Genomic DNA, 22,592 nt, shown 5'->3' with positions numbered 1-22,592 from the left:
GATGGCTGGTTTCGGTCGTTCGGCCGCAGCCGTGATCGCCGTCGCCGGAATGGCGTTCGAAGCGCGGATCGCGCGCGGCGTGGGCGTCGAGGCCGTCTATGCGGCGCGCGCGGACCGGCTCGAGCGTGCGCTCGCCGAGGCGGCCGATGCGCACGGCTGCGCGGGCGTCGTCAGCTTCGGCACGGCGGGCGGGCTCGCGCCCGAACTCGCGCCGGGCGCATTGATCGTCGCCGATTCCGTCGACGGGCCGTTCGGCGTGCTCGATACCGATGCCGCGTGGAGCGCGCGCATCGTCGCCGCGCTCGCCGGCACGCCGGTCGCGTCGCGCACGCGTCGCGGCGCGGTCGCGGCGGTCGGCGCGCCCGTCGTCGACGCGCGCGAGAAGGACGCGCTGCACCGGTCGAAGGGCGCGCTCGCGGTCGACATGGAATCGCATATCGCCGGCGCATTCGCGGCGGCGCGCGGCGTGCCGTTCGCGGTGTGCCGCGCGATCGTCGATCCGGCGTGGCGCACGCTGCCGAAGGCCGCGATGGCCGGCCTGCGCGAAGACGGCAGCACGGCGATCCTGCCGATCCTGCGCGAACTCGCGAAAGCGCCGTCGCAGCTCGGCGCGTTGCTGCAAGTCGCGGGCGACGCGCGCGCCGCCCGCGCGACGCTCGTGCAGGCGCGGCAGGCGTTCGAGCGCGCGGGGGCGTGGCGGATCGGTTGAGCGCGGGGCGGCGGTCCGCGATCAGCATGGACTGATCCGTTGCGTCGTTTCGGCGCGTGTGCGACGCGGCCGCATTCCGCTGCGCAGCCGCCGTGCGAATCGGTTCGTCATTCGAAGCAATGCGCGCCCGTTCTTGCTCCGACCCCGCCAGAGATTCCGACATCCGCTCCACCATGACCGGCGCGCGCGGCCATTCCGCCCTCCTTCCCATCCTCCACCGACCCTAGGGTTTCTCGCGACACGAATTCCTGTTGCTTTCTTTTTTGGCGGCTTAGCATCCGTCATGACAACACATGTTGCATAGATTACGATAATGACATCGGATGTTTAGATGTCGCCGGTGTTCGTCGCCAATCCCCCGTCGGCTCGGGGCATCGCCATTCACTGCGGAGAAGAGAAATCATGGGACGCCGTTCGTTCATCAAGACAGTCGTCGCGGTCGCGCTCGTCGGCGCGAGCCTCGCGAGCGCGCATGCGAAGGAGCTCGTCGTCGGCACCGACACTTCGTTCATGCCGTTCGAATTCAAGCAGGGCGACAAGTACGTCGGCTTCGATCTCGACCTGTGGGCCGAGATCGCGAAGGACGCCGGCTGGACCTACAAGATCCAGCCGATGGATTTCGCCGGCCTGATTCCGGCGCTGCAGACGCAGAACATCGACGTCGCGCTGTCCGGGATGACGATCAAGGAGGAGCGCAGGAAGGCGATCGATTTCTCCGACCCGTACTACGACAGCGGCCTCGCCGCGATGGTGCAGGCGAACGACACGATGATCAGGTCGATCGACGATCTGAACGGCAAGGTGATTGCCGCGAAGACGGGCACCGCGACGATCGACTGGATCAAGGCGCATCTGAAGCCCAAGGAGATCCGCCAGTTCCCGAACATCGATCAGGCGTATCTCGCGCTGGAGGCGGGCCGTGTCGACGCCGCAATGCACGACACGCCGAACGTGCTGTTCTTCGTGAACAACGAGGGCAAGGGGCGCGTGAAGGTGGCGGGCGCGCCGGTGAGCGGCGACAAGTACGGCATCGGCTTCCCGAAGGGCAGCCCGCTCGTCGCGAAGGTCAATGCGGAGCTCGCGAAGATGAAGGCTGACGGCCGCTACGCGAAGATCTACAAGAAATGGTTCGGCTCCGAGCCGCCGAAGTCTTGAGCGACGCATCAGGGCGACGCGGCGCGCGGCACCGCGTCGATCGGAACGTTATCGGGAGCTGAATGTGCAATTCGATTGGTCAGCGATATGGGCTGCGCTGCCGGACCTGATGGACGGCGTGCGGCTCACGGTTTTCATCGCATTCTTCGGGCTGGCGGGCGGTTTTCTCGTCGGCATGATCGCGGGCATGTTTCGCGCGTACGGCCCCGCCGTGCTGAACGTGCTCGCGCAGGTGTACATCGAGCTGATTCGCGGCACGCCCATCGTCGTGCAGGTGATGTTTCTCTATTTCGCGCTGCCGCTGCTCGCGCACATCCGCATCGACGGCCTGACGGCCGCGATCGTCGCGATCACGCTGAACTCGGGTGCGTATCTCGCCGAAGTCGTGCGCGGCGCACTGCTTTCCATTCCTAAAGGATTGACCGAAGCCGGGCTCGCGATGGGGCTGTCGATGCCGCGCGTGCTCGTGAAGATCGTCGGGCCGCTCGCGTTCCGGCGGCTCATTCCGCCGCTCGGCAATCAATGCATCGTCAGCCTGAAGGACACGTCGCTGTTCATCGTGATCGGCGTCGGCGAGCTGACGCGCAAGGGCCAGGAGATCATCGCCGGCAATTTCCAGGCGGTCGAGATCTGGACCGCGGTCGCCGCGATCTATCTCGTGCTCACCGGCGTGATGACGCTCACGCTTCGCTTCGTCGAGAAAAGGATGCGCATCCTATGAGCATGGTCGAATTCCGCAACGTGTCGAAGAGCTTCGGCCACGTGCCGGTGCTGAAGGACATCAACCTGCGCATCGACGCGGGCGAGGTGGTGGTCGTGGTCGGCCCGTCGGGCTCGGGCAAGTCGACGATGCTCCGCTGCATCAACGCCCTCGAGAAGATCACGGGCGGCGATCTGCTCGTAGACGGGCAGAGCGTGAAGGGCAAGGCCGCGGTGATCCACAACATCCGGCTCGAAGCGGGCATGGTGTTCCAGCAGTTCAATCTGTTTCCGCAGATGACCGCGCTCGAGAACGTGATGTTCGGGCCGATCCAGGTGCGCGGCGCGTCGCGCGCGCAGGCGCGCGATCAGGCGATGGCGCTGCTCGCGAAAGTCGGCCTCGAGGCGCGCGCGAACCACTATCCGTCCGAGCTGTCGGGCGGCCAGCAGCAGCGCGTCGCGATCGCGCGCGCGCTTGCGATCAAGCCGAAGCTGATGCTGTTCGACGAGCCGACGTCGGCGCTCGATCCCGAGCTGCGCCACGAGGTGCTGAAGGTGATGCGCGATCTCGCGAACGAAGGGATGACGATGATCGTCGTCACGCACGAGATCGGCTTCGCGAAGCAGGTCGGCACGCGCCTGCTGTTCATGGATCAGGGCGGCATTGCCGAGGACGGCGATCCGAAGGCGCTGATCGATCAGCCGCCGACGCCGCGCCTGAAGGATTTTCTCAAACATGTTTCGTGATCAGGACAACCGATGAAGTTTCTTACGCCCGTCGTCGTGACGGGTTCGCCGCATGACATCGGCCGGCAGCTCGGCGAGCTCGCCCGGCCGGCAATGGATGCGTACTTCGCGCAGAGCGGCGCGTGGCGCGCGGTCGCGCGCTGGCGCGGCCATCCGTTCGTCGCCGCGCTGCGCCGCGCGGCCGAGGCGGCGTTTCCGGCGCTCGTCGCCGAGCTCGACGGGATTGCCGCCGGCCTCGGCTGGCATGCGCAGGACGTGTTCGTCTGGAACTGCCGCGGCGAGCTGATCCACAATGCGCCCGACGGCTGCACGACGCTCGCGGTGCGCACGCCGCGCGAGCGGACGATCGCGCACAACGAAGACGGCGATCCGCATCTGCGCGGCAAGTGCATGCTCGTCGACGTGCGGCCCGACGGCAAGCCGGGCTTCGTCAGCTTCTACTATCCGGGCTCGCTGCCGGGCCATACGTTCGCGGCGAATCGCGCGGGGCTCGTGCAGACGATCAACAACGTGCGCGTTCGACGGCCGGCGGCGGGCGTGCCGCGGATGATCCTCGCGCGTGCGGTGCTCGACGCCGCATCGCTCGACGATGCGCTGCGCGTGCTGCGCGGCGCGCCGCGCGCGAGCGGTTTCCATCACACGCTTGGCTGCGCGGGCGATGCGCGCGTCGTCAGCGTCGAGGCGAGCGTCATGCGCACGTCGGTGCTCGACGTCGACGGCGTGTACGGCCATGCGAACCATCTGATCCATCCGGGTTGCGACGCCGAGGCGCAGATCGTCACCGCGTCGTCAGCCGATCGGCAAGCGCGGCTCGCGCAACTGCTGCCGCCGCTCGGCGGCGCGGCCGACGCGCCCGCGCTGTGGCGCGTGCTCGCCGATCGCGCGGGCGACGGCCTGCCGATCTATCGCGATGATCCGCACGATCCGGACGACGAGAACACGCTTGCGACCGCGCTGTTCTCGATCGGCGACGACGGCGTCGCGTTCGAGGTGCGCGAGCAGGGCTCGGTGCGATTTCAGCAATTCGTGCCGCGGGACGCGCAGCGTCCGTCGGCGCATCGACAGGAACAAGGACACGCATGACCACCGTATTTCACCGCGCGCCGCGCGCGAATCTGCCGGTTGCGGTCGCGGGCGACGGCATCGAGATCGTCGATTCGACCGGCAAGCGCTATATCGACGCATGCGGCGGCGCCGCCGTGTCGTGCCTCGGGCACAGCAATCAGCGCGTGATCGACGCGATCAAGCGGCAGGCGCAGCAACTGCCATACGCGCACACGTCGTTCTTCACGACGCAGCCGGCGGAGGCGCTCGCGGACCGGCTCGTCGCGGCGGCGCCCGCCGGGCTCGAGCACGTGTATTTCGTATCGGGCGGGTCGGAAGCGATCGAGGCCGCGTTGAAGCTCGCGCGCCAGTTCTTCGTCGAAAAGGGAGAGCCCGCGCGCCGGCATTTCATCGCGCGCCGGCAGAGCTATCACGGCAACACGCTCGGCGCGCTCGCGATCGGCGGCAACGCGTGGCGGCGCGAACCGTTCCTGCCGCTTCTGATCGAAGCGCATCACGTGAGCCCGTGCTACGCGTATCGCGAGCAGCGTGCGGACGAAACCGAGGAGGCGTTCGCGCAGCGCCTGGCCGACGAGCTCGAAAGCCGGATTCTCGAACTTGGGCCGGACACGGTTGCGGCGTTCGTCGCGGAAACCGTCGTCGGCGCGACGGCGGGCGCGGTGCCGCCCGTGCGCGACTATTTCCGCAAGATCCGCGCGGTGTGCGACAAGTACGGCGTGCTGCTGATCCTCGACGAGATCATGTCGGGGATGGGCCGCACCGGCTATCTGTTCGCGTGCGAAGAGGACGGCGTCGCGCCCGACATCCTGACGATCGCGAAAGGGCTCGGCGCGGGCTATCAGCCGATCGGCGCGACGCTCGTGAGCGACGCGATCTACCGGACGATCGTCGACGGCTCGGGCTTCTTTCAGCATGGCCACACGTACATCGGCCACGCGAGCGCGTGTGCGGCCGCGCTCGAAGTGCAGCGCGTGATCGCCGAGGACCGGCTGCTCGACAACGTGAAGGCGCGCGGCGAGCAGTTGCGCGCGTTGCTGCGCGCGCGCTCGGCCGATCATCCGCACATTGGCGACGTGCGCGGCCGCGGGCTCTTCGTCGGCGTCGAGCTCGTGCGCGAGCGCGGCACGAAAGCGCCGTTCGATCCGAAGCTGAAGCTGAATGCGATCGTCAAGCGCGAGGCGATGCAGCGCGGGCTGATGGTGTATCCGATGGGCGGCACCGTCGACGGCCATCTCGGCGATCATATCCTGCTCGCGCCGCCGTTCATCTGCACCGCGCCGCAGATCGACACGATCGTCGGGCGGCTTGGCGACGCGATCGATGCGGCGCTCGCTTCGATCGGCGCGGCGGCGCGTTGATGCGCGCCCGCTCGCGCATCCTTGCCATCGATGATCGACATGACGAAAACGAAGATGAGGCTTCCTGAATTCAATCGCGACACCGCGACCGACGAGCAGAACGCCGTGCTCGACGAGATCCTGAGCGGGCCGCGCGGCAACCTGAACGGGCCGTTTCTCGGCTGGATCGCGAGCCCCGAGCTCGCACGGCATGCGCAGCGGCTCGGCGCGTTCTGCCGGTATCGGACGGGGCTGCCGCTGCGGCTGTCGGAGCTCGCGATCCTCGTGACGGCGGCGCGCTGGCGCTCGCAGGCGGAATGGCACATCCACCACCCGATCGCGCTCGATGCGGGCGTGCCCGCCGCCGTCGCCGAAGCGATCCGGGCCGGCGCGGCCCCAACGTTCGACGATGCCGACGACGCGCTGATCTTCCGCTTTTCGACCGAGCTGTACGAGACGAAGCGCGTGTCGGATGCGACGTACGACGCGGCGGTCGCGCGGTTCGGGCATCAGGTGGTCGTGAATCTCGTCGCGCTGCTCGGCTATTACGCGCTCGTCGCGATGACGCTGAACGTGTTCGACATGCGCGCCGACGGGCAGGCGGCGTTGCCGTTCGCGGAGTGACGGGAGGAAAGACGAAGCCGCGTCGAGGCGGGCAATGCGCGCGCCCGACCCGGACGAGACAACGGCGGCCGTTGCGGAAGCGAAACGGCCGCCGTTGTCGGTAGGCGGGGCGGGTGTCAGTTCGTCGACGACGGAGAATTTGCCGCCGGCGCGGAAGCTGGCGCGACCGGCGCGGCTGGTTCAACCGGCGCAACCGGCGAAGGCGCAGCCGCCGATGCGGGGGCGGGCGCCGCGGCGGATGCCGCCGCCGGCGCCGCGGCCGCGCCGCTCGCGCCGGCGTCGCCCGGGTCCTGATACTGCGGCAGCCCGGCCGGCTCGCGCCCGCCGCCCGGCGGCATGCCGCCCGCGCCCTCGCCCGGGTTCTCGTATTGCGGCAAGCCGCCCGGCGCGCTGCCGCCCTTGCCGCCCGCCGGCTCGCCGCCGGGTTCGTTGTAGTTCGGCAGCGATTCCTCCTCGCCGCCGCCGTGATACGTGAGCGCGCGGCGCTGCTGCACGTACGCGTCGCGCACGAACGAGTATTTGTCGAGCGCCGCCTGTTGCAGCAGATCGGTCGCGCCGAGCAGATCCGAGCGCGCGCTGATGAACTGCGCGATGTACATCGGATTGCGTGCGGCAGGCTCGATGTAGTTCAGCAGATTGAAGCGGACGTCGACCGCGCGGCCGACGCCGTCGCGAAACGAGCTCGGCCCGAAGACCGGCAGCACCAGATACGGGCCGGACGGCACGCCCCAGCGCGCGAGCGTGAGGCCGAAGTCCTGGTGATGCTTCGGCAGCCCGGCGAGCGACGCGACGTCGATCAGCCCGGCGACGCCGAACACCGAGTTCATCGCCACGCGCATCACGTCCTGCGTCGCATCGGTGATCCGGAGCTGCAGCAGGTTGTTCGCGATGTTGCCGAGGTCGCCGAGGTTCGAGAAGAAATTGCTGATTGCCGTGCGCAACGGCGTCGGCGTCACTTTTTGATAGCCCTTCGCGATCGGCACGGCGATCGCCGAGTCGACCGTGTCGTTGAACTTGAAAACGGCGCGGTTCATCGGCTCGAGCGGGTCGCCCGGGTGCCGGTTGGGGCCGGTCGCGCAGCCGCTCGCAAGCAGGCAGACGGCGAGCGCCGACGCGGTGGTTCGCATCTTATTCATCGATTCCTTGCGATTGATTCGTCACGCGCTTCGTGCGCGGCTTGCCCATCAGCACGGGCTGGAACACGACGGCGCCGATCAGCGTGCACGACAGCGCGAGCGCGAGCAGCCGCCCCATGCTCGCCGTGCCCGGATGATGCGACAGCCACAGGCTGCCGAACGCGGTGGCCGTCGTCGCGGCGCTGAACAGCACCGCGTGCGTGAGGCTCGACTGCAGCAGGCCCGTCTGGCCCGCGCGCCACGCCATCACGAAATACACCTTGAACGCGACGCCGACGCCGAGCATCAGCGGCAGCGCGATGATGTTCGCAAAATTGAGCGGCATCCCGAGCAGCACGCACAGCTCGAGCGTCACGACGCCCGACACGAGGAGCGGCACGAGCGTGCGCAGCACGTCGCCGAAGCGGCGCAGCGTGATCCATAGCAGCACCGTGATCGACACGACGGACAGCGCGGCCGCCTGCAGGAACGCGCGGATGATCGTATCCGCCGAATGCAGGATCGAGATCGGGCCGCCGATCGCGCCGGGTTCGGCCGCCTTCACGGCCTTCGCGAAACGGCGCAGCGTCGCGTCGTCGCCCGGATCGACGCCCTTCGGCACCTTCGGCGAGATCTGCACGAGCGCGCGGCCGTCCGGCGCGATCCAGTCGCGCACGATCTGCGGCGGCAGGTTCTCGCGCGTGATCTCCGAGGGCTGCAGCAGCATCGCGAGCTGGTTCAGCGCGATCTTCAGCGGCGCGGAGAACGCGTGCTCCGCGCGGTCGCGCGTCGCCGCATCGGCAGCGGCGAGCTTCGCGAGCGATTCCGACAGGTGCTTCGCGGCCGCCGCGCCTGGGCCCGGGTAGTCTTCGGACGCGTATTCGAGCAGGTTCGATGCGCGCTTGAGCGCCGCGACGCGCTGCGCGTCGGGCACGGGCGCCGCGGCCGGTTGCGTGAGCGCGGGCAGCAGCTCGCGCGCGGCCGTGGCGATCGTCGCGAGCTTTTGCGGCTGCGCGTCGGGGATGAACGTCGACAGCGTCGTCGTGCGGCCGACCTCGGGCAGCGCGTCGAGGCGCTTCGCGGCGGCGTTCGCGGCCGCGAGCGACGGCGCGAGCAGCGACACGTCGTTGACCGACGCTTCCGGCGAATCCTTCAGCGCGAGCAGCGTCGCCATCGATTCGCTATGCGGGTCCTTCAGATGCAGCGGATTGAAATCGAAATGCAGATGCGCGAGGAGCGGCAGCGCGCCGATCACGATGGCGAGCGTGCCGATCAGGATCGGCTTGCGATGATGGTCGAGATAGTCGTCGACGGGCGCGAGGCGGGGAAAGCCGGGCGCCTTGCGCTCGCCGGGCGGCGCGAGCAGCCTGAGCAGCGCGGGCAGCAGCGTGAGCGTGGTGAAGAGCGCGACGAACATCCCGACGCCCGCGATCAGGCCGAGCTCGGACACGCCGCGGTACGCGGTCGGCAGGAACGAGAAGAAGCTCGCGGCGACGGCCGCCGTGGCGAGCGTGAGCGGCATGCCCATCGCATGCGCGGCGCCGATGAGCGCGTGCTCGAGATTCGGATCGCGGTGCCGCTCCTCGCGATACTTGACGCCGTACTGGATCGCGAAATCGACGCCGAGGCCGACGAACAGCACCATGAACGCGACCGAGATCATGTTCAGCGAGCCGACCATCATCAGCCCGAGCGCGGCCGTGACGACGAGGCCGACGAACAGCGTGACGAACACCGACGCGATCATCCGCTTCGAGCGCAGCGCGATCCACAGGATCGCGAGCACGATCGCGAGCGTCGCGATGCCGTTGACGGCCGCGCCGTCCTGGACCGATGCGAACTCCTCGTCGGCGAGCGGCTGCTCGCCCGTCAGCCGCACGGCCGCGCCGAAGCGCTCGTCGAGCCTGAGCGCCTGCGCGGTCGCGCGGATCGTGCGCGACGCCTGCTCGCCCGCCTTCAGCACGCCGTAGTTGACGACGGGCTGCACGGTCACGAACGCGCGCGCGGGCTCGCGGGCCGCATCGGCATCGACGAGCGCGCGCCACGAGAACGCGGCCCGCTTGCCGGCGAGCACGTCGTCGACGGTCGCCGCGCTGCGCGACAGCAGCTTCGCCATTCCCGAGAGCTTGACCTGGCCCGATTGCAGCGGCACGCCGAGCGTCGTCGACAGCGTCGTCGCGAGGCCCGCGATGCTCGGGTCTTTCGCGAGCACGTTGACGAGCGGCCGCGCGCCCGTGAGCTGCGCGGTCGTCGTCGCGACGTCCTGCTCGGGCAGGAACAGCAGCCCGTCGTGCTCGAAGAGCGGGCCGCCCGCAGGCTCCGATACCTGGCCGATGCGGCCCGCTTCGGCTTCGCGGCGCAGCCCTTCGGCGAGCGCGTCGGCGGCGGCGGCGGCGAATTCGGGCGCGGGCGCTTCGACGACGGCGAGGATCGTCTGGCTGCGCTGCGGGAACGCGTCGTCGATCGCATGGCCGAGCGCGGCCCATTCCGGGTCGTTCTCGACGAGCTTGCTGATGTCGGTGTTGATCTTGAAATGGTGTGCGACGTAGACGCTGCTGAGCGCGGCGGCGGCGAGCGACAGCACGACGACCCAGATAGGGCGCCGCACCGACCAGGCGACGAGTCGGACGAGGACGGAAGTCAGCATGAGGCGGCGGGTTGGGGGCTGCGGAAAGGCAAAGTGTCCAAGTATACCGGCGCGCGGGTTTCAGAGTCGGCTGGGTTCCGGCGCGGGGGAATCCCCGCCGGATTGTTGTGAAATAGGGCGGGAATGCGAGGGCGTGGATGCCTGCGAAAAAACGGGGAGTGATGTGTCGCCGCGGGGAAGGCGACGGGCGCGTTGCGGCCCGCGCTCCGCGCCGATTCGTTCATGATGGCCGCCAATCCGGAGCGCCGCGCGCGAATATCGATTTTCAGTCGGTTAATTCAAGATATTTAACAAATATTGTCGCGGCTTTGACTTTGGTTCGAGCAGGCGCAACGCGATGTCATGTGCATTCGACGCATAAATGCGCACAGAAGATGTGTAGTTTGGCGAACATAGGTGTGTAAGCGTATATGTTACTTTACGCCAATTCATTAATGGATTTAAGGATTGCATATCGCCGCCGCGATGCGTAATCGAATAAATATTCACCAGGAGGCTGGGGAGACGCTCGACCGATCGACATCGGGCCGTTCGGCATTGGTGGTGGGCAAAGGCAATCTCATGGCGCAAGTGGCATTTCTGTTTCCCGGGCAAGGCGCGTTCTATGCGGGCGCGACGCGGGCATTGAGCGGCGCGTATCCCGTGGTGCGGCAGGCCATGCAGGCGATCGACGCCGTCTCGGTGCGGCGGTTGCGCCGCCCGCTGCTCGCGACCATGTGGGACGGGCACATCGGCGTCGAGGATCTGCTGCGGCACGCGCCGGATCTGCTGCAGCTCGCGATCTATGCGACGTCCGTCTCATGCTTCGAGGCGCTGCGCGTGCACGGCGCGCGGCCCGACGTGCTCGTCGGCCACAGCTTCGGCGAGATCGCCGCGCTCACGTGCGCCGGCGCGTTCTCGATCGACGAAGGCGCCGACATCGTCTGCGACCGGATCGACGCGTTGCGTGAAGCCGCGCCCGCCGATGGCCGGATGGCGGCCGTGTCCGCGTCGCCCGACGCGGTGCGCGCGCATCTCGCCGCGTGCTTTCGCGGCGTGCCCGACGGCCGCGCGGGGCGCGTGCGGATCGCGGTCGAAAATCACGCGTTGCAGACCGTCGTGTCCGGCGCGCGCGAATACGTCGACGAATTCTGCGCCTATTGCGCTCGAAACAATATCTCCGCGCAAATATTGAATTCGCCTTACGCATTTCATCATGACGATCTGGAAAATGCGCGAATCGAATTTGGACGATGTCTGAAAGCCTATAAAAACAAAGCGCTTGAATATCCGGTTTATTCACCGATATTGAATCGCCATTACGCGGCGGCCGACGATCTCGGCGCGTGTCTCGCGCGCCATCTCGTGCTGCCGGTCCGGTTCGGAGATGGGGTCGCAAGACTGAAAGCCGCCGGCGTCGGCGCGTTCGTCGAGTGCGGGGCGCTGAACGCGCTCAGCAGGATCTCGGTGCGCGCGCTGGGGCCCGGCGCCGCCAAGACCTTTCCGGGCGCGTCGAGCGCGGAAGGCGAACTCGCCGGCCTGGAGAACGTTCTCGCATATTTCAATGGGGGTAGTGTCATGAACGACGACATTCGCGCAAGCAATCTGCAACTCGATTTCGACGAGTTCTGGCGCAACAGCGGTCCCGGAATCGTCGACAAGATCAAGGGCGAGCTCAAGCGGTTCTTCGACGCGCGCGGGCTGCAAGCGACGCCCGCGCCGCAAATCGTGACCGATCGCGGCGTGGCGGCCGGTTTCGCGCCCGCGGCCGCGACGGGCGTCCCGCCGGCTGCGGCACCCGTTGCGTCGGTTGCGCCGGTCGCGCAAGCAGCGGCCGTGCCGGTTGCGGCCGCCGCATCCGCGCGGGTGCCGCGCGATCGGCTCTTCGCCGAGCTCGTCGGGATCTACGCGGAGGCGATGGAATACCCGGTCGAGGTGTTCACCGAGACGGTCGAGCTCGAAGCGGAGCTCGGCATCGATTCGGTCAAGCAGACGGAAATCATCCAGCGGATCAGCGCGCGCTACGGGTTGCCGCCGCTGCCGGCGAACTTCCGCGCCGGCGATTTCAAGGCGATGGGCCAGATCGTCGATTTCGTCTACGAGCATCAAGGCGAGGCGGCGCTCGTCACGAGCTGAAGCGCCGCGCACGCACTGCGCGCCACGAGGATAACGAGGGGAGAGGGCCGGATCAGACGGAGAGTCTCGTCCGAATGTTTGGTAATCCTGAACACTGCGATTTATGTCGAATTCCTATCTGTTGGGGAAACGGGTTCTGGTGACGGGCGGGGCAAAGAACGTCGGCAGGGCGATCTGCCGCCGCTTTGCCGAAGAGGGCGCGCACGTCATCGTGAATTTCTTTCATTCGCTCGACGCGTCGAAAGAGACCGCGGCCGAGCTGCGCGCGCTCGGCGCGACGGTCGACGTCGTGCGCGCGTCGGTCGCGCAGCCGGCGCAGGTCGAGCGGATGTTCGACGAAATCGAAGCGAAGTACGGCAAGCTCGACATTCTCGTGAACAACGCGGCGTCGGGCGCGCTGCTGAGCGTCGACGACATCGAGGCCGCGCACTTCGACCGCGCGCTCGACACCAATCTGAAGGGCGCGTTCTGGTGCGCGCGCCGCGCGGCGCGGCTGATGGCGCGCGCGGGCGGCGGCGCGATCGTCAACGTGTCGTCGGTGGGCGCGACGCTCGTGCCGGCGAACTATCTCGTCGTCGGCACCGCGAAGGCCGCGCTCGAATCGCTGACGCGCTATCTGGCCGTCGAGTACGCGAGCCTCGGCATTCGTGTGAACGGCGCGTCGTCGACGCTGATCGATGGCGACGTGGCTGCGCAGTTTCCCGATCCCGAGAACACGAAGCGCTCGAGCATCGCGGCGACGCCGCTCGGCCGCCTCGCGACCGCCGAGGATCTCGCGGACGTCGTGTTGTTTCTCGCGTCCGACGCGGCGCGCTGGATCACCGGGCAGGTGATCGTCGCGGACGGCGGGCTGTCGCTGTGCAGCGAGGCGCTGTCGCCGCGGCGCGAGTGGCGCGACGCGGCGCAGGCGGCGCATGCGGTTTCTTCGTCGGTGCCGGCGGATTCGGCCACGGCTTCAGCATCGGCTCCGGCGGCGGCTCCGGCGACGGCGGAATTCGCGTGCGCATCGCCTTCCGCCCCAATCGACGCGTCTCGCGCGGCAACCGCGCCCGACGACGATACCGACGAAATCGCCGTCGTCGGCATGGGCGTCGCGCTGCCCGGCGCGAGCGACCCGGAGGCGTTCTGGCAGGCGTTGCTGAACGGCCCCGAGCTGTTCGGCAACGTGCCGCCCGATCGTTGGGATTACCGATCGTTCCATTCGACCGATCCGTCGGCGGAAGACAAGAGCTATCAGTCGCGCTCGGTGTTCATCGAGCATTTCGAGCCCGAAGCGCGGCTGCGCGCCGAGATTGAAGCGGCCGCCGCGCCCGGCGAGCTGACGACGCTGTGGCTGCGCCATTCGCTGCGCCAGGCGCTCGACGGCGTGCGCGTGCGCGCGTGCGACCGCGCGTCGTTCGTCGTCGGCTATACGGCGGACGGCAGCCAGCATCTGGAAGAAGGGATGGTGCTCGCAGCGATGCGCGCGCGGCTGCGCGAAACGCTCGACGAGGCCGGCGCGCCGCCCGACGAGCGCGAGCGCAGCATCGCGCAGATCGACGCGGTGCTGCGCGCGCGCTATGCGCGCGGCACGGGCGAGCTGTCCGAATATTTCCCGCATCGCGTCGGCCTGAACGCGATGCGCGGCGTGCTGCCCGACGACGCCGAATACATGATGGTCGACACCGCGTGCTCGTCGTCGCTCTATTCGGTCGACCTCGGCATCAAGAGCCTGCTCGCCGGCAAGCACGACGTCGTCGCGTGCGGCGGCGCGTTCGCGCTCGCGCCGCGCGGCTCGGTGCTGTTCTCGAAGCTGCACGGGCTGTCGAAGAGCGGCGAAGTGCGGCCGCTCGACAAGGCGTGCGACGGCGTGCTGTTCGCCGACGGCGCGGGCGTCGTGATCCTGAAGCGCCTGAAGAGCGCGCTCGCCGACGGCGACCGCGTGCTCGGCGTGCTGAAGGCGTTCGGCTCGTCGTCGGACGGCAAGGGCAAGGCGATCTACGCGCCGAATTCGGCGGGCCAGAGCATCGCGATCGAGCGCGCGTACCGGCAGACCGGCGTGCGCAAGGAAGCGGTCGACTGGGTGGTCGCGCACGCGACGGGCACGCCCGCGGGCGACCTCGCCGAGTTCCAGAGCCTGCGCGACGGGCTCAAGCACGACCGCCCGGTGTACGTGACGTCGAACAAGTCGCTCGTCGGCCATACCGGCTGGGCGGCGGGCGTCGTCTCGCTGATCCAGGTGCTGCTCGCGCTCGAGCACGGCCGCATCCCGCCGCAGCATCGGTTCGCCGAGCCGCCGCGGGAATTCGACATCGAGTCGAGCGGCTTCACGATTCCGACGCAGGCGGTCGACTGGCCGCGCAAGGCCGATGCGGCGCGCGTCGCGGCGGTGTCGGGCTTCGGCTTCGGCGGCACGAACGGCCATCTGATCGTCGGCGAGTATCGGCCGGACCTGAGCGCGTCGCAGCCTGCCGCGCGCGTGAGCCGCGAGCCGCTCGCGATCGTCGGCTGGTCCGCGAAATTCCCGGGGCTCGACGGCCGCGACGCGATCGCCGCGTGGCTGAACGGCGCGGGCGGGGCGCCCGGCGCGAGCTTCGGCCCCGCGTATCCGCTGCCGAGCTTCGACCGTGTGCGGATGCCGCCCGCGGTGCTGCGCGCGCTCGACCGCTGCCAGTTGATGGCGCTCGACGCCGCGCACGACATGCGCGAGCAGTTGCGCGACTACTGGAGCGCGCATGCGAACTCGATCGGCGTGGTGATGGGCCACATGGGGCCGACGCGCAACGCCGCGCTGTATGCGAGCCGCTGCTATGTCGACGACATCGCGGCCGCGGTGCGCGCGAGCTTCGACGACGCATCGCGCGCGCCGCTCGACGATGCGCTCGCGCGCGTCGCCGAAAAGACGAGGCGCCTCGTGCCGCCGACGACCGAGAATTCGTTCCCCGGCATGATGCCGAACGTGATTCCGGCGCGCGTCGCGAACTACCACGACCTGCACGGGATGAACATGACGGTCGACGCCGGGCATGCGTCGACGCTCGCCGCGTTCGAGGTGGCATCGCGCTTCCTGAGAAGCGGCGAGCTCGACATGGTGATCGTCGGCGGCATCAACGGCAACTCGGCCGACGAAGTGCAGCCGGCATTCGATCGGCCGCTCGCCGAAGGGATCGTGCTGTTCGCGGTGACGACGAAGGCGCAGGCCGACGCGGCCGGGCTGCCGGCGCTCGCGTGGATCGAGAGCGATCGGGCGTTCGCGCACGCCGCCGCGGCAACGCCGCTCGTGTTGCGTGATGCGCGCGGCCGCGAGCTCACATATGCGGGCGCCGACAGCGCGCTTGCGGTGCTGCGTGCGCTCGTCGGCGGCGCGGCCGCGACGTCGGTTGCGCTCGGCAATGCGCGCGACCGGATGCGTTTCGGCCTGCGTATCGATCGCCATGCGCCGCCGTCGGCGCTTGCCGGCGGCGACGGCGGCAAGCGCTCGCATGACGCGTCCGGCGCGCGCGGCGCTTCGGTGCCGTCCTCGGTGCCGTCTTCGGCGGCTCCCGTTTCTTCTCACCTTGGCGCAATGTCGTCGACGCCTGCGGCGGCGGCATCCGCCGCCGCCGCGTCGCCCGACAAGCGCGTGCCGATTCCCGCGACGCTGAAAGCGACCGACGTTGCCGCCGATGGCGAGCCGCTCGGCGTCGCCCGCTATCGGATCGATCTGCGGGAGACGCCGTGGCATGCGGGCGCGGGTGCGATCGCGTACCTGCCCGCGGGCAGCGTCGTCGTGACCGATGCGCCCGAGCTGCTCGACGGCATCGGCATGCTGCCCGCCGACCTGCTCGTGCTGTCGACGCGCGCGACGGCGTTCTCGCGCGCGCGGCTCGTCGTCGTCGACGCGCTCGGCGAAACCGCGCTGCAAGGGCTGATTCCGTCGGGCACGCGCCACGTGCGGCTGCTGACGTCGCTGCAAACGAGCGCGCTCGCGCCGGATCGCCTGTCGGCGCCGTCGTCCGGGCGGCTGAAGCTGCACGACCTCGCATTCCTCGCGCTCAAGCAGTGCTATGACGGTGTCGCGCAGCAGGGCTCGTTCATCGCGCTGCTGCTCGACGCGGTGAAGGACGACGTGCTGCATCCCGATGCGGGGATGTTCACGGGCCTCGTGAAGGCGCTCGCGATCGAGCTGCCGCATGCGCGCTCGCTCGCGGTGCTGACGGACGATGCGGACATCCGGCACGGCGTCGCACGGGCCGAGCGCGAGAGCGGCGCGCAGCATCTGCTGCCCGTCGTCGCGCTGTGCGGCGGGCGGCGCCTCACGCCGCGCGTGACGCGCGACGCGGGCGAGCTGCCCGCCGACGGCTTCGCGCGGCTCGGGCCCGATTCGGTCGTCGTCGCGTTCGGCGGTGCGCGCGGGATCACCGCGGAACTGATGAAGGCGGTTGCCGAGCATTTCCAGCCGACGATCCATCTGATCGGCAGCAGCGCGCTCGACGCCTACGGCCCCGACGTGTTCGCCGGCAGCGACGAAGCGTTCGCGCGCCGCCGCCCCGATTACATCCGCGAGCAGAAGGCGCTCAATCCGGGCCTGCCGCTGCCCGCGATCATCAAGGCGTTCGAGCGCCAGGTCGAGGCCCGCGCCGCGCGCCGCAACATCGACGTGATGAAGTCGTACTGCGGCCCGAACAAGGTGTTCTACCTGTGCGCCGACGTGCTCGACGCGGACAGCGTGCGCGCGGCGGTCGAGCGGATCGCCGCGGCCGGCCAGCCGATCGATCTGGTCGTCAACGCGGCGGGCCTGAACCGCTCCGCGTCGGTCAACGTGAAATCGTTCGACGATTTCGTCGCGGTGCGCGACATCAAGATTCGCGGCTACTGGAACGTGCGCGACGCGTTCGGCGCCGCGCAGCCGCGCGCGTGGTGCAACTTCGGCTCGTTCATCGGCCTGACGGGCCAGGCGGGCGAGACCGACTACGCATCGGGCAACGATTTCCTCAACACGCAGGCCGCGTACCATCGCGCGGCGCTCGCGCGCGACGAGTTCACGATCGGCTGGACGCTGTGGCGCTCGGTCGGGCTCGGTGCGAATCCCGTCACGCGCGCGTTCCTCGAGAAGAGCGGGCTCTTCACGAGCATGCGGACCAACGAGGGCATCCATCACTTCCTGCGCGAGATCAACCTGACCGAGCGCGCGGCGAGCTCCGTGCATCTGGGCGATGCCGAGCGGCGCGCGATCGAGGCGCATCTGCCGACGTTCTTCGACGCGCCGGCGTCCGCGCCGCAAGCTCGAACGGAGCAGTCCGCGCAGCCGCCGTCGCCCCCGGCACCGCCGCGCGAGCGCATCGCGCCGCTGCCGAGCCACGACTTCTATCTCGGCCGCGAAGTGCGCCGCACGAGCGACAGCGTGACGTTCGAGCGCATCTTCGATCTGCGCACCGACGCGTACCTGCAGCACCACGTCGTGAATCGTTTCGCGACGCTGCCCGGCACGTTCGTGCCCGAGCTCGCGGCCGAAGCGGCGATGAAGCTGCTGCCGGGGCTGCGCGTCGTCGGCTTCCGCGACGCCGCGTTCCGCCACTTCCTGCGCGTGTACGACGCGCAGCGGCCGAGCACGAAGCGCATCCACGCGCAGGTCGTCGGCCGCGACGGCGAAGCGGCGGTCGTGCAGGTGCGGATCACGGGCGACGTGCTCGCGCCGAACGGGCAGGTGCTCGTCCAAGACAAGCTGCACTTCGAGATCAAGGCGCTCGTCGCGCCGCGCCATCCGAACGGGCCCGTCTGGCCGATGCGGCCGGACGAGCCGCGCACGCCGGTTGCCGATCCGTACCACTTCGAATCGGCGCCCGTGCGGCTGACGGGCATGTTCGTGTCGACCGCGGACACGGGCGTCACCGCAACGGGCAAGGTCGCGCGCTACCAGTTGAACGTCGGCGCCGACGACCCCGTGTTCTCGCGTTTCGTCGTCCCGAGCATCATGCTCGACGGCCTCGCGCGCGTCGCGGTGCTGAACTACGTCGCGAACGACTACATTCCGCTCGCCGCGCCGGTATCGATCGGCCGGATCGATCTGTACGAAGGCGGCAACGACTGCGAGCTTGCGCGCCGCTACGACCGGATCGATCTGTACGCGACGCCCCGCGCGTTCGCGCTCGAAGGCGCGCACGGCGGCAACCGCTTCGCGGCGGTGCGCCCCGACGGCCGGATGCTGATGGAGATGAGCGACGTGTCGGGCGTCGTGATCGGCTACGTGCACCGCACGACGCTCGCATATGTGACGAAGGCCGAGGTCGACGCGCTCGCCGCGCGCCTCGCAACCGAGCGGGAGACGGCATGAGCAAGTACCGCCAGGCGCCGGGGCCGCGCGGCAGCCTCGTGATGGGCAACCTCGCCGCGTACAAGCGCAATCCGATCACGATGCTGCTGCGGCTGCACCAGCAATACGGCGACGTCGCGCGCAACCGGCTCGGCCCGTTCGTCACGCACGCGATCGCGCATCCGGATCACATCCAGTACGTGCTGCAGGAGAATCACCGCAACTACGTGCGCGGGCGCTTCTACGACAACTTCAAGATGTTCTTCGGCGACGGCTTGCTCACGACCGACGGCGAATTCTGGCGGCGCCACCGCCGCGCGGTGCAGCCGCTCTTTCACAAGAAGCAGGTCGATGCGCATACGGCCGCGGTCGGCGACGCGGCGCTCGCGCTCGCGCATCGCTGGAGCGCGCTGCCACCCGGCAAGGCGATCGACGTCGTCGAAGAGATGATGCACCTGAGCCTCCGGATGCTCGGGCTGATGGTGTTCAACACCGACGTGTCGTCGCACGCGGAGGCGGTCGGCCCGGCGGTGCGCTTCGGGATCGAAGCGATGATGCCGCAGGGCGACATGAACGACTTCATCCCGCGCTGGGCGCCGACGCGCTTCAACCGCCGGATCGCGCACGCGCGCCGCGCGATCGATACGATCATCGCGAAGATCATCGCCGATCACCGCGAGGCGCGCTGCGAGCCGAGCGACGTGATCTCGCTGCTCCTGAACGCGCGCGATCCGGACACCGGCGCGCCGATGACGCAGCAGGAAGTGCACGACGAAGTGATGACCGTGTTCCTCGCAGGCCACGAGACGACGGGCGCGGGCCTCGCGTGGGCGCTGTACGCGCTCGCGCAGCATCCGGCCGTGCTGCGCCAGTTGCGCGACGAGCTCGACGCGCGCCTCGGCGGCCGCGCGCCCACCGTGCAGGACTTCGAACAATTGCCGTACCTGTCGCAGGTCGTCGACGAGGTGCTGCGCGTCTATCCGCCGATCTGGGGCTTCACGCGCGATCTCGTCGAAGACGACGAGATCGGCGGCTACCGGATTCCCGCGCGTTCGTCGGTCTTCATGTCGCCTTACGTCACGCATCGCCATCCGGCGTTCTGGCGCAATCCGGACGCGTTCGATCCCGAGAACTTCGCGAGCGATGCGCCGGCGCGCCATCGCTTCGTCTACTTTCCGTTCGGCGGCGGGATGCGCAAGTGCATCGGCTTCCAGACCGCGCTCCTGCAGATGCGCGTGCTCGTCGCGGTGGTCGCGCAGCACTTCGATCTGAACGCGCTGCCCGGCCACCCGATCGAGTTCGGCGCGACGATCTCGCTGCGGCCGGTGCACGGCATCCGTCTGATCGTGAAGCCGCGCGAGCGGCAGCAGAGCCATCTCGCGCGCGTGCGCGAGCACGAGTCCGCGCGCGCGCTGCGGCCGCTCGGCGATACGGTTGCGGCGGCAGGCGCCGCGTGTCCGATGGCGGCGGCGCTCGCGCTCGACGCCGCGCATGGAGGCGGCGCGGCTGTCGCCGCCGCGCGCGAGGCCGCCCGGCAGCACGAACCGGGCGACGTCGCGACGCTGTCGCTCGCGACTTCGCCCGCCACGGCGCTGCCCGCGGCCGGCACCGACACCGACGCGAGCGCCCGCAGCGTGCCCGCGTGGCGCTTCACGTGGCGGCCCGTGCCCGTCGATCCGGTGCCCGACGAGCCTTCGCCCGCGTTGAGCGGCAGGCGCATCGCGCTCGTCAACGGGCGCGGCGGCACGGTCGAGCGCGTCGCGGCGGCGCTTGCGCGAACGTGCGCGAAGGTGTCGGTGTTCGCGCCCGCCGCGAACGCCGATCACGCGGAAGCGGCGCGGGTTTTCGTCAACGAAGCGGGGCCGCTCGACGGCATCGTCGATCTCGGGCTCGAAGCGCCGTTCGCGCTCGACGACGCGAGCGCGTGGGAAGCGCCGATGCGTCGCACGGTCGAGCTGCTGAAGGCGTGCTACGGCGACTGGGCGGCGGAGGACGACACGTCGCGGCTCTTCTATGTCGCGCTCACATGGATGGACGGGCAGATGGGCTATGGCGCCGACGCCGGCGCGCAGCCGCTCGGCGGCCTGTGGGCGGGGCTCGCGAAGACGCTGCCGCAGGAGCTGCCGAACTGCAACGTGCGCGTGCTCGACATCGCGCCCGACGAGACGGGCCGCGTCGACCGGCTCGTCGTCAACGAGCTGTATCGCTGGGGCCTGTTCGAGGTCGGCTATCGCAACGGCGTGCGCTACACGCTGCACGCGAAGCGCAACGAACTGCCGCCGCTCGCCGTCGACGCGCGCTCGGCGCTCGGGCCGGGCGACGCCGTGCTGTTCTCGGGCGGCGCGCGCGGGATCGGCCTGTTGTGCGCGCGCGCGCTCGCCGGGCGCCACGGCTGCACGGTGATCGTCACCGGGCGCGAGACGCCGCCCGACGGCGGCGAGCCGTGGATGACGCTCGACGAAGAAGGCTTCAAGCGCTACGGCCTCGAACAGTTGCGTGCGGCGACGCCCGAGCATCCGCCGAAGGCGATCCGCGCGTCGCTGCAGCGGCTCAAGCGCCGGCGCGAGCTGAAGACGGCGCTCGACGAGATGGCCGCGCTCGGCCTGCCGGTCCATTACCGTGTGTGCGACGTGACCGACCGCGCGGCCGTGCGCGCGCTGTGCGACGAGCTCGGCGATTCGCTGCGGATCGTGATCCACAACGCGGGCGTCGACGAGCCGGCACGCCTGATCCGGAAGCGCGCCGACGATTTCGCGCGCACGGTCCGCACGAAGGTGCTGGGCTTCGCGAATCTGTGCGATGCGGTGCGCGCGCGGCCGCGGCTCGCGCAGTTCTGCAACGTCGGCTCGCTGACGGGCCGCTGGGGCGGGATGACGGGCGAGACCGACTACGCGGCCGCGAACGAAGCGCTCGCGCGCCTCGGCCTCTGGGCCGCGCAGCACGCGCTTTCTCCCGCATGCGGCGTGAAGACGCTCGTGTGGCCGACGTGGGAAGGCGTCGGGATGATCACGAACTTCGCGGTCACGCAGCGCTACGTGAGCCCGATGAACGTCGACGAGGGCGTGCGGCACTGGCTGCGCGAACTGGCTTCGCCGGGCAGCGGCGAGGTGATGTTCATGGGGGCGGTCGGCCGCGCGCCGACGCCCGTGCAGATCAAGGGCTTCCAGCCGATCCGCGAGCTGCCGAACATCGGCGAGCTCGTCACGCGCCGGCATCACGTCGGCGAGCCGGTGCGCTTTCGGCCGTTCAAGCGCTTCGAGGGGCGCTATGCGATCGATCCCGCCGTCGCGCCGTATGCGCATGCGTTCCGCTTCAACGGGCGCGCGGTGGTGCCCGCGTCGCTCGTGCTCGAGCACGCGTGCGCGGTCGGCGACTGGGTGATGCCGCCGACAGGCGAGCCGCGCGAGCTGAGCGAGATGGCGAACGTCGTGCTGCGGCTCGACGCGCTGCCGGCGGTGCCGGCGGGCGGCGCGGGCGTCGAGATCGGCAGCGAGGCGGCCGGCTACATGATCGGCGACGTCTGGTGCGTCGACGTGCGGTGCAGCGACGCGCGCACGCGGGCCGAGCTGCTCAGCATGACGCTCGTCTACCGGCCGCAGCCGGAGCAGATCGGCGCCGCGTATGCACGGGCGCCCGGCGCGACGCCCGAGCCGGCGCCGCTCACGAGCGCGCCGCATGCCGCATGGAACGGCGAGCTGCTGCCGGCGGGCGACTGGAGCGTGCCGGACGACGCGTCGGCCGGCATCGTGCGGATCGGCCGCGTGCCGCCCGCCGCGGTGCTGAGCCTGTGGACGCTGCCGTTGCCGCTCGAGCTGCGCCTGCCCGTCAATCACGTCGAGCACGTGCTGCGCGTGCTGCTCGCCGAATGGGGCGCCGCGCAGACCGACGCGCCGGCCGTGTGGCGGATCGGCGGCGCGAAGCTCGCGCGCCTGCCGGCGGCGTCGGCCGATGGCGTCGTCGAGTACGCGACCGGCCGCTTCGCGGTGCTCGACGCGCGCGGCTATGTGCTGCTGCGTATCGACGACACGCGCGTCGACGGCGACGCCGCGCAAGCGATGCAGACCGAAACGGGCGCGCTCGCCGCTCCGCTGACGGCATGACGCGCGAG

The 22,592-nt window shown here is 69.6% G+C and carries 12 protein-coding genes; 10 read left to right on the top strand and 2 right to left on the bottom strand.

Annotated elements, in window-relative coordinates:
- Position 1 precedes the first annotated feature (1 nt).
- The 7 genes from AQ610_RS31645 to AQ610_RS31615 all read left to right on the top strand — a co-directional run bounded on the left by AQ610_RS31645 (position 2) and on the right by AQ610_RS31615 (position 6,336).
- On the top strand, positions 2 to 709 hold the full coding sequence (locus tag AQ610_RS31645; protein ID WP_043282957.1) for a phosphorylase: 708 nt from the start codon (positions 2 to 4) through the stop codon (positions 707 to 709).
- A gap of 402 nt (positions 710 to 1,111) precedes the next feature.
- Positions 1,112 to 1,864 (top strand): glutamine ABC transporter substrate-binding protein GlnH, encoded by a 753-nt coding sequence (glnH, locus tag AQ610_RS31640; RefSeq protein WP_006028340.1) that lies wholly within the window; start codon positions 1,112 to 1,114, stop codon positions 1,862 to 1,864.
- Positions 1,865 to 1,928: 64 nt separating this feature from the next.
- Positions 1,929 to 2,585 carry a glutamine ABC transporter permease GlnP gene (gene glnP / locus AQ610_RS31635; RefSeq protein WP_006028339.1) on the top strand — a complete coding sequence of 219 codons (657 nt, stop codon included), beginning with the start codon at positions 1,929 to 1,931 and terminating at the stop codon, positions 2,583 to 2,585.
- Positions 2,582 to 3,310 carry a glutamine ABC transporter ATP-binding protein GlnQ gene (glnQ, locus tag AQ610_RS31630; protein ID WP_006028338.1) on the top strand — a complete coding sequence of 243 codons (729 nt, stop codon included), beginning with the start codon at positions 2,582 to 2,584 and terminating at the stop codon, positions 3,308 to 3,310. Before glnP ends, glnQ begins: the two co-directional genes overlap by 4 nt.
- A 12-nt stretch (positions 3,311 to 3,322) precedes the next feature.
- Complete coding sequence (locus AQ610_RS31625) at positions 3,323 to 4,393, top strand: C45 family autoproteolytic acyltransferase/hydrolase (RefSeq protein WP_006028337.1); 1,071 nt, start codon at positions 3,323 to 3,325, stop codon at positions 4,391 to 4,393.
- Positions 4,390 to 5,733: an aspartate aminotransferase family protein gene (locus AQ610_RS31620; RefSeq protein ID WP_006028336.1), complete on the top strand. Its 1,344-nt coding sequence runs from the start codon at positions 4,390 to 4,392 to the stop codon at positions 5,731 to 5,733. Before AQ610_RS31625 ends, AQ610_RS31620 begins: the two co-directional genes overlap by 4 nt.
- A 39-nt stretch (positions 5,734 to 5,772) precedes the next feature.
- Complete coding sequence (locus AQ610_RS31615) at positions 5,773 to 6,336, top strand: carboxymuconolactone decarboxylase family protein (RefSeq protein WP_009916143.1); 564 nt, start codon at positions 5,773 to 5,775, stop codon at positions 6,334 to 6,336.
- 116 nt (positions 6,337 to 6,452) lie between these two features.
- Here AQ610_RS31615 and AQ610_RS31610 read toward each other — a convergent pair whose 3' ends face one another.
- Positions 6,453 to 7,463: an MlaA family lipoprotein gene (locus tag AQ610_RS31610; RefSeq protein ID WP_006028334.1), complete on the bottom strand. Its 1,011-nt coding sequence runs from the start codon at positions 7,461 to 7,463 to the stop codon at positions 6,453 to 6,455.
- 1 nt (position 7,464) lies between these two features.
- Entirely contained in the window at positions 7,465 to 10,098 is a 2,634-nt protein-coding gene (gene hpnN, locus AQ610_RS31605; protein WP_009916139.1) for a hopanoid transporter HpnN, read from the bottom strand.
- A 537-nt stretch (positions 10,099 to 10,635) separates the two neighbouring features.
- Here hpnN and AQ610_RS31600 point away from each other — a divergent pair.
- The 3 genes from AQ610_RS31600 (at position 10,636) to AQ610_RS31590 (ending at position 22,584) form a co-directional block, all read left to right on the top strand.
- Positions 10,636 to 12,213, top strand: a complete 1,578-nt coding sequence (locus tag AQ610_RS31600; RefSeq protein ID WP_009916137.1) for an acyltransferase domain-containing protein — start codon at positions 10,636 to 10,638, stop codon at positions 12,211 to 12,213.
- 103 nt (positions 12,214 to 12,316) lie between these two features.
- Positions 12,317 to 18,505, top strand: coding sequence for an SDR family oxidoreductase (locus AQ610_RS31595; RefSeq protein ID WP_006028331.1), 6,189 nt, complete (start codon positions 12,317 to 12,319; stop codon positions 18,503 to 18,505).
- Positions 18,502 to 22,584: a cytochrome P450 gene (locus AQ610_RS31590; protein WP_006028330.1), complete on the top strand. Its 4,083-nt coding sequence runs from the start codon at positions 18,502 to 18,504 to the stop codon at positions 22,582 to 22,584. Before AQ610_RS31595 ends, AQ610_RS31590 begins: the two co-directional genes overlap by 4 nt.
- Positions 22,585 to 22,592: the final 8 nt, after the last annotated feature.

The organism is Burkholderia humptydooensis, from assembly GCF_001513745.1.
In the GTDB taxonomy this organism is placed as follows: Bacteria; Pseudomonadota; Gammaproteobacteria; order Burkholderiales; family Burkholderiaceae; genus Burkholderia; species Burkholderia humptydooensis.
This window is presented reverse-complemented; position numbering and strand designations above follow the sequence as displayed.